At 43.7% G+C, this 9343-nt stretch carries 8 protein-coding genes and 1 pseudogene; 5 read left to right on the forward strand and 4 right to left on the reverse strand.

The features are described from left to right. The first annotated feature begins 544 nt into the window (after window positions 1-544). Entirely contained in the window at window positions 545-1846 is a 1302-nt protein-coding gene (gene hemL / locus O9290_RS11815; protein ID WP_002748251.1) for a glutamate-1-semialdehyde 2,1-aminomutase, read from the forward strand. A gap of 525 nt (window positions 1847-2371) precedes the next feature. Next, a complete protein-coding gene (locus O9290_RS11820) occupies window positions 2372-2752 on the forward strand; it encodes a DUF1830 domain-containing protein (RefSeq protein ID WP_002783746.1) in 381 nt (126 codons plus the stop codon). 8 nt (window positions 2753-2760) lie between these two features. Here the strand turns inward: O9290_RS11820 and O9290_RS11825 are convergent, their stop codons facing one another. After that, complete coding sequence (locus O9290_RS11825; RefSeq protein ID WP_288025441.1) at window positions 2761-5388, reverse strand: chloride channel protein; 2628 nt, start codon at window positions 5386-5388, stop codon at window positions 2761-2763. Between the two features lie 390 nt (window positions 5389-5778). On the opposite strand from O9290_RS11825, the pseudogene O9290_RS11830 reads away from it, so the two are divergent. Next, a pseudogene (locus O9290_RS11830) lies at window positions 5779-5913 on the forward strand (recombinase family protein); the annotation flags it as partial. Window positions 5914-5950: 37 nt separating this feature from the next. Here O9290_RS11830 and O9290_RS11835 read toward each other — a convergent pair. Beyond that, complete coding sequence (locus tag O9290_RS11835; RefSeq protein WP_147069283.1) at window positions 5951-6541, reverse strand: Uma2 family endonuclease; 591 nt, start codon at window positions 6539-6541, stop codon at window positions 5951-5953. 175 nt (window positions 6542-6716) lie between these two features. On the opposite strand from O9290_RS11835, the gene O9290_RS11840 reads away from it, so the two are divergent. Together O9290_RS11840 and O9290_RS11845 are read left to right on the forward strand one after the other, a co-directional pair. Continuing rightward, the gene (locus O9290_RS11840; RefSeq protein WP_002761688.1) at window positions 6717-7001 is read left to right on the forward strand and encodes a hypothetical protein; all 285 of its coding nucleotides are present in this window, start codon (window positions 6717-6719) and stop codon (window positions 6999-7001) included. Window positions 7002-7071: 70 nt separating this feature from the next. Beyond that, window positions 7072-8628, forward strand: a complete 1557-nt coding sequence (locus O9290_RS11845; protein WP_012266638.1) for an ATP-binding protein — start codon at window positions 7072-7074, stop codon at window positions 8626-8628. Window positions 8629-8771: 143 nt separating this feature from the next. Here the strand turns inward: O9290_RS11845 and O9290_RS11850 are convergent, their stop codons facing one another. Together O9290_RS11850 and O9290_RS11855 are read right to left on the reverse strand one after the other, a co-directional pair. Then, window positions 8772-9056, reverse strand: coding sequence for a DUF4164 domain-containing protein (locus O9290_RS11850; RefSeq protein WP_288025436.1), 285 nt, complete (start codon window positions 9054-9056; stop codon window positions 8772-8774). 83 nt (window positions 9057-9139) lie between these two features. Next, window positions 9140-9343: DUF4164 domain-containing protein (locus O9290_RS11855; RefSeq protein ID WP_288087086.1), on the reverse strand; the 204-nt coding region annotated here is incomplete at its 5' end.

The raw sequence follows: 9343 nt of genomic DNA on the forward strand, positions 1-9343 counted from the left end.
GTGTCAGTCTGTAGAGCGACCATAAGACCAGAACAGAGTAAATCTGTTAAGGCAGGTGCGAAAAATCCTTCGGGAAAGAAGCAGAAACCTAAATCGTGAGGTTTGGGAATCACCGTCCGTTTACGGCGGTGAGGATGTCAAAGCAGGAATAGTTTTTTTGTACGCTAAGAAATAATAGCAAGAATTCCCCTGTGGAAAATCTGTGGAAAACCGGAGCTTTTTTTGATCGCTCTTTCTGGGCTAAAATCTATCAATAGCAATAACTTCGCCCATTGCTAGGTTTTTACTGCAATTCTGAAAAGATTGTGGAAAAATTGTCAAAAGTGAAATTTTTGCCCTTTCTCAGCCAATTACATCAGCTGTTAACCATCAAGCTATAAGTCAAGAAGAGCGAGACTTGAGCCGACCAGCGCTCTTCCTAGGGAAAAATTGCGTCAAATGTAGGCCAGTGATCTTTAAAATGGAACAAGCAGCAGGAAGTTAACAAAACAAAGCTCCGGGCATTCCCCGAAACCGATAGACTCAAATAGACAAGGAGACAGGATTGGTTAGCACATCTTCGTATCAAACAACAAAATCGAAAGAAATCTTTACAGCCGCTCAAAAATTAATGCCGGGGGGTGTAAGTTCCCCCGTGCGGGCCTTTAAATCCGTCGGTGGTCAACCCATCGTTTTTGAAAGCGTCAAAGGGGCCTATATTCGCGACGTGGACGGTAACGAATACATCGACTATGTGGGAACTTGGGGGCCGGCTATCTGTGGTCATGCCCATCCCGAAGTGATTGCCGCCCTGCACCAGGCCCTAGATAAAGGGACCAGTTTCGGCGCTCCCTGTGTCCAAGAAAATATTCTCGCTGAAATGGTGATTGATGCTGTTCCCAGCATTGAAATGGTGCGTTTTGTCAATTCCGGCACCGAAGCCTGTATGTCCGTCCTGCGCTTAATGCGGGCTTTTACTGGCCGGGATAAAATCATCAAATTCGAGGGCTGTTACCACGGTCATGCCGATATGTTCCTGGTTAAAGCCGGCTCTGGTGTAGCCACCCTGGGTTTACCCGACTCGCCGGGGGTTCCCAAAACCACCACTAACAACACTTTAACCGCCCCCTACAATGACCTGGAAGCGGTAAAAGCCCTCTTTGTCGAAAATCCCGACTCGATTGCCGGGGTGATTTTAGAACCAGTGGTGGGTAATGCCGGCTTTATCGTGCCGGATGCTGGCTTTTTAGAAGGATTGCGGGAATTAACCAAGGAATACGGGGCCCTATTAATGTTTGATGAGGTAATGACCGGATTCCGCATCGCCTACGGTGGCGCTCAGGAAAAATTCGGCATCACCCCCGATTTAACCACCCTCGGCAAAGTTATCGGCGGTGGGCTGCCGGTGGGGGCCTACGGCGGTCGGGCTGATATTATGGCGATGGTGGCTCCGGCCGGCCCGATGTACCAAGCGGGAACCTTATCCGGCAACCCTTTGGCCATGACGGCGGGAATTAAAACCCTCGAGTTACTCCAGCGCCCCGGCACCTACCAATATCTCGATAAAGTGACTAAATCCTTAACTGAAGGGCTGCTGAAAGTGGCTAGAGATGCTGGTCACAGCGTTTCTGGAGGTTATATTAGCGCCATGTTCGGAATGTTTTTCACTGGCTCCCCCGTACATAACTATGAAGATGCCAAAAAGGCCGATGTGGCTAAATTCGGTCGTTTTCACCGGGGAATGTTGGAAAGAGGCGTTTATCTAGCTCCTTCCCAGTTTGAAGCTGGTTTTACTTCTTTAGCTCACACAGAGGCCGATATCGAACGGACTTTGGCCGCCGCTAAGGAGGTTTTAGCAAGTTTATAGTTAATGCCGCTTCGACTGGGAAAATTGATTGATAGAGTCCCAAGATTGATGAGTTGACATTTCCCCGCTTGCAAAAGACGGGGATTCTCCGGGGAAATTTGCGGAGAAACCCCGAACAATCGAGGGATTATTCTCCCCAGCACTGTCAAACCTATCAGTCTAACCACAGGCCGACCCTTTTTAGTCAACCAGATGGAGGAGACCATGAGCAAGCGGTATCTAACTTGACAAAAATTACCTCGGTTTTTATAATCCTGAAACCGTTAACAAAATTGAGCGATAAATAGCCCAGCAAAAAATCAAGAAAAACAGCAAAAAAAACGGGGTTCCCCCCTTGACAAATAGCCAAAACTAGGCATTAGTTAAATTTAATGATTTTTTAATAAAAACCGCTTTCTATCACCAGAAAGAGCGATGGGTAGATTTTTATCAGAGTAATGTAATCATCTTTACAGCTATTGGGGATCAAAGGATGTTAGGGTGAAGGAGCGATGAGAAACACACTTTAAGATCACCCCAATTGCTATGGCACAGATTCTCGATCCCCTCCCCAACGGCAAGAAAAATAGTATTCTTTGTTGCTATGTCAATGCGACCAATCATATTCAAATTGTTCGCATCACCAATATTGCTAACTGGTATTTTGAAAGGGTGGTTTTCCCCGGGCAGCGTTTAGTATTTGAGACCCTAGCGGATGCTTTCTTAGAGATTCATACGGGGATGATGGCCAGTGCCATCCTTTCCGATAACATCCCCTGTGAACGCCTTTATATCAGCGATGGGGATGACGATGACTCCGATGGTCAACTGGACAGGGAAATATTTTATCCCCATTCCCTAGAGGAAAGTCAAGGGGCGAAAATTGACAATACCGTACCCTTCGGTTTAAGTTTAGCTTCCGCCTAGCTAATCAACTAATCTGATAATTCCCCTCGCACGAGAATCACAGTGCAATTAACGGCACAGGCAATCGTTGAGGGGATATTGCCATTTAAGAACTGATTGAGCAAACTTTCCCTAGATGCACCCAAAAGCACCAAGGAACAATCCTCCGATTCTACCAGATGAATCACCGCCTCGGCCGGAGAGGCCGAACGAATCGGTAAAGGCACAATCGGCTGTGCGATCGCTTTCTGTAAAGATGCTTGTAAAACTTCCAAAGTGGACAGATCTGGCAGTAACTCCGTCGGGGAATAGATTTTACATAACCAAAGTTCGGGATGATCCGAAGACTCGGACAAAGACAGCAAACTAGGCAATAATGCTAAAGCGCGTTGGGCATTGGGACCGCCGGCGGTGGGAATCAGCCAAATCCTTTCCCGATTAAGATCGTTGGGAAAACAATCCTTTGTCCCCAATTTTACCAAGATGGTTTCACAGGGGGCTTCAGCAATCAAAGTATCGACTAAAAACCCGAAAATCGCCCCGGTGGTGGATTTTTCCCCCGTCCAACCCATAATTAATAAATTGCTGTGTCGTTCGCGAATCGTCGCCAAAATCCCGTCGGCGATATCCTGAGCCACGGAAATTTGTGTATGAACAGAGATATTCTGCCGTCGGGCTAATCTTTCCAGACGATGAAGTAATTTGCGTCCTTCCCGCGTATCTACCTTTACTTCCGCCGGAGAACTAAGACGAGGCACAGTAATCACATAGAGACAATCTATTTCATAATTGCGTTGACGGGCGATCGCAGCAGCAATTTTAAACAAAGCGGTAGCGGTGTCGGGATTGGCAATGGGTAACAAAATCCGGCCTATTCCCACGGCCGGGGAACGAGTTTGATAAACCACATAGGAAGGGGTACTGGGTTGGGGCAGTTGACAAACTCCCCCCAATTGATCGGCTTCCACCCGAATAATATCGGTGCGGGTGATGATCCCCACCAGTTTTTGACCGTCGGTAACAGGTAAACGGGAAAGCTGATAGCGATTTAAGAGAAATAAAACATCGCTTAAAGCTGCCTGGGGGGCCACAGTAATCGGATTGGGAGTCATGATCTCCCGTAGGACTGTTTGACTGTTTTTCGATCGCCATTTATCCAGATCACTTTGGGTAAAAATCCCCAATAGTCGCCCCTGTTCCACCACGGGAAAACCGCGATGATGGGAACGGGACATAATTTTCACCACTTCCCCCAGGGGTAAATCTGCCGCCAGAATTTCCACCTGGGATTGCATCACATCTATAGCCGACAGATGGGCCAACACATCATTAGCAGGGGTTTCTTCGTTGAGAATAATGCCACTAGCGGAAAGTAAATGCTGATAGAGGGAACCGGGGTGAATGCTTTCGGCAGTGATATAAGAAACGGCACAGGTCAACATCAGGGGCAGCACAACATTAAAATTGCGATGCAGTTCAAAGACAATCACGATCGCCGTTACTGGAACCCTGACTACTCCCGTAAAAAAAGCCCCCATACCGGCTAAAGTATAACTAGCTTCGCTGCCGAAACCCATCATTTTCGTCTCGATTCCCCCCACCAGAAACCCCAAGCAGGAGCCCAACACCAAAGCGGGGGCGAGGAGTCCTCCCGGAGCGCCAGAACTATAGGAGATCATCGTCAGGAAAAAATAGACCACAAAAGCGAGGGCGGTATTCTGCCAACTTAATTCCCCTGCCAGCAAAAATTCCCGTAAACCCGTATTATCTCGAAAAAAGTCGGGTAAAAAGGCCACTACCGTTCCCGATAACCAGCTGACCAGACCGATGCGCCAAGCTAGAGATAACCGCCAACGCCGCTGCAGCTGGCTACAAAAAAGGATGCCTTGATTGAATAAAGCCCCCAATAAGCCCGCTAAAGCCCCTAAAAGGCAATAAATGGGGATTTCTTGGGCAGAGAAGCTAATATCGGCATATTCAGTGATCATTGAGGGGGTATTCTGCAGCATCATTGAAACCACGGCCCCGGTAAAGGAAGCCACAATCGCCGTTTCTAGGGTCATACTGGAGACATCGCGCATTAATTCCTCGATCACAAAGAGGACGCCGGCGATGGGAGTAGTAAAACCGGCCGCTAACCCCGCGGCTGCCCCGGCTGCGATCATCTGACGACGGTGATCAGGACTGGTGGGCAGCCAGACGCTTAACTGGGCCGCTAGGGCCGCCCCGATGTGTACCGTGGGGGCGCGACGACCAAGGGTTAAACCACCGCCAAGGATCAGGATCGCCCCGATCATTTTTACTAGGGCGACCCGCCAAGACAGGGGCAAAGGATATTTAGCTAAGGCCGCTTTTACTTGGGGAATACCACCCCCGGCGGCCGCGGGGGAGAAGTGTTCGACAATCCAACCGGCACTGTAACCGAGCAGAAAACCGCCGAGGGGCAAAACTAGGAAAGGAGAGGAATTGGCTACTAGATGCACCCGCCAACCACCTAACCAACCGATACCCAATTTCAGGATAATAGCGGCAAGGGCGGAGAGAATTCCGATTAAACAGGCTACCAGTAAAGCATAGCGACTATCAGTCGCGCTACGTCCGAAGTGTTGGGATTTAAACCACTGACGGAGGTTTTGGTGACGGGCAAAAAGTCCCATAATTATCAGGGAGAATCAAGGCAATGGCGGAGCGAGGATTTATTTAGGGTTCTGATTCCTCGTTTCTTTAATCATAGGCCGTTAAGTTCTGTCACCGTTCACCTTGTTGCTACCAGTGGCCCTAATAGTAGTTTTTCTATCGATGGGCTAGGATCAAAGGTTGTCCCTGTCTTTGAGCGGAGGGTATTTTAAAGTTTCAAGAGAAATATAATCAGATATAGTCAAGCATGGCAATATGTGGACAGGAAACTATCAGACTAGGCAAAAAAAACAGGAATAAGTTATCGAACGGCTTGGAGGTGGTGGAAACAAGGGAATTTAACAGGCTATCAATTGCCTTCTGGTACAATTATCATAACGGATGACAACCATTCAAAACCCGACTTGATAGCTGGCACTTATGCAAGAGTTTCCAGCGCCGAAAATAAAGACAATCTAGATAGACAAGCTGACCGATTAAAAGATTATGCTGTTGCTAGAGGCCACAAAATCTACAAAGTTGTCGAAGAAGTAGGCAGTGGGATAATCGCCAACAATTAGCCAAAATTCTAGTTGACCCCAATTATGTTGGTTCAATAATTTTTATCCCTGCTCTAAATTCCCGCAGTGCTTGAGCATGATTTTCTGTATTAATACAACGCAGCAATAAACCTACATCTAAACTCGGTAAAAGTTGCGATTTACTAACAGCTTCATATCCCTCATTTCCTAAACTATAAAACAATAACTCATCATTCGTCCAAAACCAAACTTCAGGAATTTGTAACCGTTTGTATGCTTCCAGTTTATTAATTCCTCCACTACTAACAACCACCTCAATCACTAAATCAGGATGTTTTCTATTTGCTCCCAATTCATAAGATTCATCACCTTCTTTTTTAACCTTTTCAAATTCATTTTCTAGGGTGACAGAACCAGTAGGAGTAAAATCTAATTCCAAAAATTCTAAATAAATTTCTACTAAAGAAGCAATACGTTTTTTGATAGTTTCCTGTTTTTTCCCTGGCATTTTTCTAATCTCCAAAACTCCATCTAAAAAAGATAACCTTAACCCTGGGCGCTCAATTAGCTGTTCAACAGCTTTAAATTCTCTCCAGGTTAGGTCACTAATTAAAATTGGTTCTGCTTCCCGTTCAATGAGTGTAGTTATCATAATTTAAACCCAAATTTAGAGAGTGAATTTTTATCAATATGATATCATCTAAAAATAGATTATCATAAAAACAGGACTTACGCAAAAAAGACCGAAAGTAGGGGTAATTCATGAATTACCCCTACGCAAGAATAAGGCGTTCAGCCACGTCTTGCGTAAGTCCTAAAAAAACATCATGCAAGCATACAAACTCAAAGGAAAAATTGATCAATCTGGTAACTTGCTGATTACCCAACCCCTGAATTTACCCCCCAGAAACGTGGAAATTGTAGTTTGGGCAGCCACAGATACCCTTGATCATACCACAACCCCAACCACTGAACCAGCACCAGAAACACCAAAAAGACCAACTAAAATCAAGGTTTTGCAAAACTGGTTTGAGAAAACCCAACCTGCACCTCCTGATTTTGATCCAGATCAAGCTAAATGGGAATATTTAAAGGAGAAACATAACCTGTGAAAATCTTGCTTGATACCAACATAATTATAGATAGTGTAAACTTAAAGAGTTCACCTATTACCAAAGTTCTATGACTCGCTGGTTTAATATTGCCGGTCCCTGTAAAGACGATATCCACTATATGCTCTCTCCCACAGTACGATTACCAGATTTAGAGGAGCTAATTGAACAAGAAAGTTATTTTGTCCTTCATGCACCACGACAAACAGGGAAAACCACAGCCATGTTATCCCTAGCAAAACAACTTACCGATAGAGGAAATTATGCCGCAGTCATGGTATCTGTAGAAGTAGGAAGTGCATTTAATCATGATCCTACTGCCGCAGAATTAGCAATTTTAGGAACTTGGTATGATACCATAGATATCCGCTTACCTAAAGAATTACAACCACCTGTTAAACAATGGCGACAGGAAGAACCAGGAAGCAGAATTAAGGCTTTTTTATCAGATTGGGCAACATCCTTAAACCGCCCTTTAGTATTATTTATAGATGAAATTGATTCTTTACAAGACCAAACATTAATATCAGTTTTACGACAGTTAAGAGATGGTTTTCCTAATCGTCCTGAAAATTTTCCGACCTCAGTAGGATTAATTGGTTTACGAGATGTGAGAGATTATAAAGTAGCATCTGGTGGTAGTGATAGATTAAATACATCTAGTCCTTTTAATATAAAAGTTGCTTCTCTGACTATGCGAAATTTTAATCTTGCAGAAGTGGGAGAATTATATCAACAACATACAGCAGCAACTGGACAAATTTTTACACCAGAAGCAATAGAAACAGCTTATGATTTAACCCAAGGACAACCTTGGTTAGTCAATGCTTTAGCTAAAGAAATTGTAGAAAAAATGGTAAAAGATAGAAGTATTGCTATTACCGAAGAAACCATTTTACAAGCTAAGGAAATATTAATTGCTCGTCAGGATACTCATTTAGATAGTTTAGCAGAAAGACTCAGAGAAAAACGAGTTAAAAACATTATTGAACCAATTTTAGCAGGGCAAACATTACCAGATACCCTAGCAGATGATCGCCAATATTTAATAGATTTAGGATTATTACGACGTGATCCGATGGGGGGATTAGTTATTTCAAACCCTATTTATCGTGAAGTTATTCCCCGTGTTTTAGTACAAGGAACTCAGGACAGTTTACCTTTAATTAGTCCTAGTTGGTTGACAGCAAAAGGTGAATTAAATATAGATGCTTTATTAACAGCATTTCTCAAATTTTGGCGACAACAGGTCGAACCATTATTAGGTAGTACGGTATATCATGAAATCGCTCCACATATTGTATTAATGGCTTTTTTACATCGCGTGGTTAATGGTGGGGGAGTTTTAGAAAGGGAATATGCAATTGGTAGCGATAGAATGGATTTATGTCTGAGTTATAAAGATGTAATTTTAGAGATTGAATTAAAAGTATGGCGGGATAAAAAGCGCGATCCTCAAGCTGATGGGATCGAACAATTAGAGTCTTATTTAGGGCGTTTGGGTTTAGATTTTGGTTGGTTATTTATCTTTGATAGGAGGAAAAATGCTTTACCAATGGAAGAAAGATTATCCACTGAAGTTGTGGTGACAGAAAATCAATATAGAATTACTGTGATTAGGGCATGATTGTTATATTTTTTGTTTCACGCAGAGGCGCTACAGTCGCAGAGAGGAGAAAGGAAAGAGGGATTTTTGCAGATTGTTTTTCTCTGTATCCTTGAAAATTGTAGAGTAAACAAATCTGGACGAATTACCATTAGGGATAACTTTTAGGTATTAGGGAAAAAGACGATTTTTCCCAGAATGCCTAGTATTCCTGTCACCAAAATTCCGACAATGCCAAGAAACCCATTAGTGCTAATATTAACCCGTGCATTCAGGTCGTCAATACGCTTTTCTATTTCCATAACTTTAGAATCTAGGGCTTTAATATCCCCTCTTATTTCTGATTGTCCTATCTCTAGCTTATTAACATCTCTTTGTAAAGAGTCGATTTTTCCCTCAATCCTTGTCAGGACTGTTTCAAGGGAATAAGTTACGGTTTCGTTAGACATTTTGCTAAACTCCTACTTTTGCTGATTTTTTCTCTAATCGACAAGGCATCAAAATTGCCGATATGCAAGACTAAGGATAACTTTTAGGGATTAGGAAAAAAGACGATTTTTCCCAGAATACCTAGTATTCCTGTCACCAAAATTTCGACAATGCCAAGAAACCCATTATTGCTAATATTCACCCGTACATTCAGGTCGTCAATACGCTTTTCTATTTCCATAACTTTAGAATCTAGGGCTTTAATATCCCCTCTTATTTCTGATTGTCCTATCTCTAGCTTAGTTAG

It is taken from the genome of Microcystis sp. LE19-41.2A (genome assembly GCF_027530405.1).
Lineage (GTDB): Bacteria > Cyanobacteriota > Cyanobacteriia > Cyanobacteriales > Microcystaceae > Microcystis > Microcystis aeruginosa.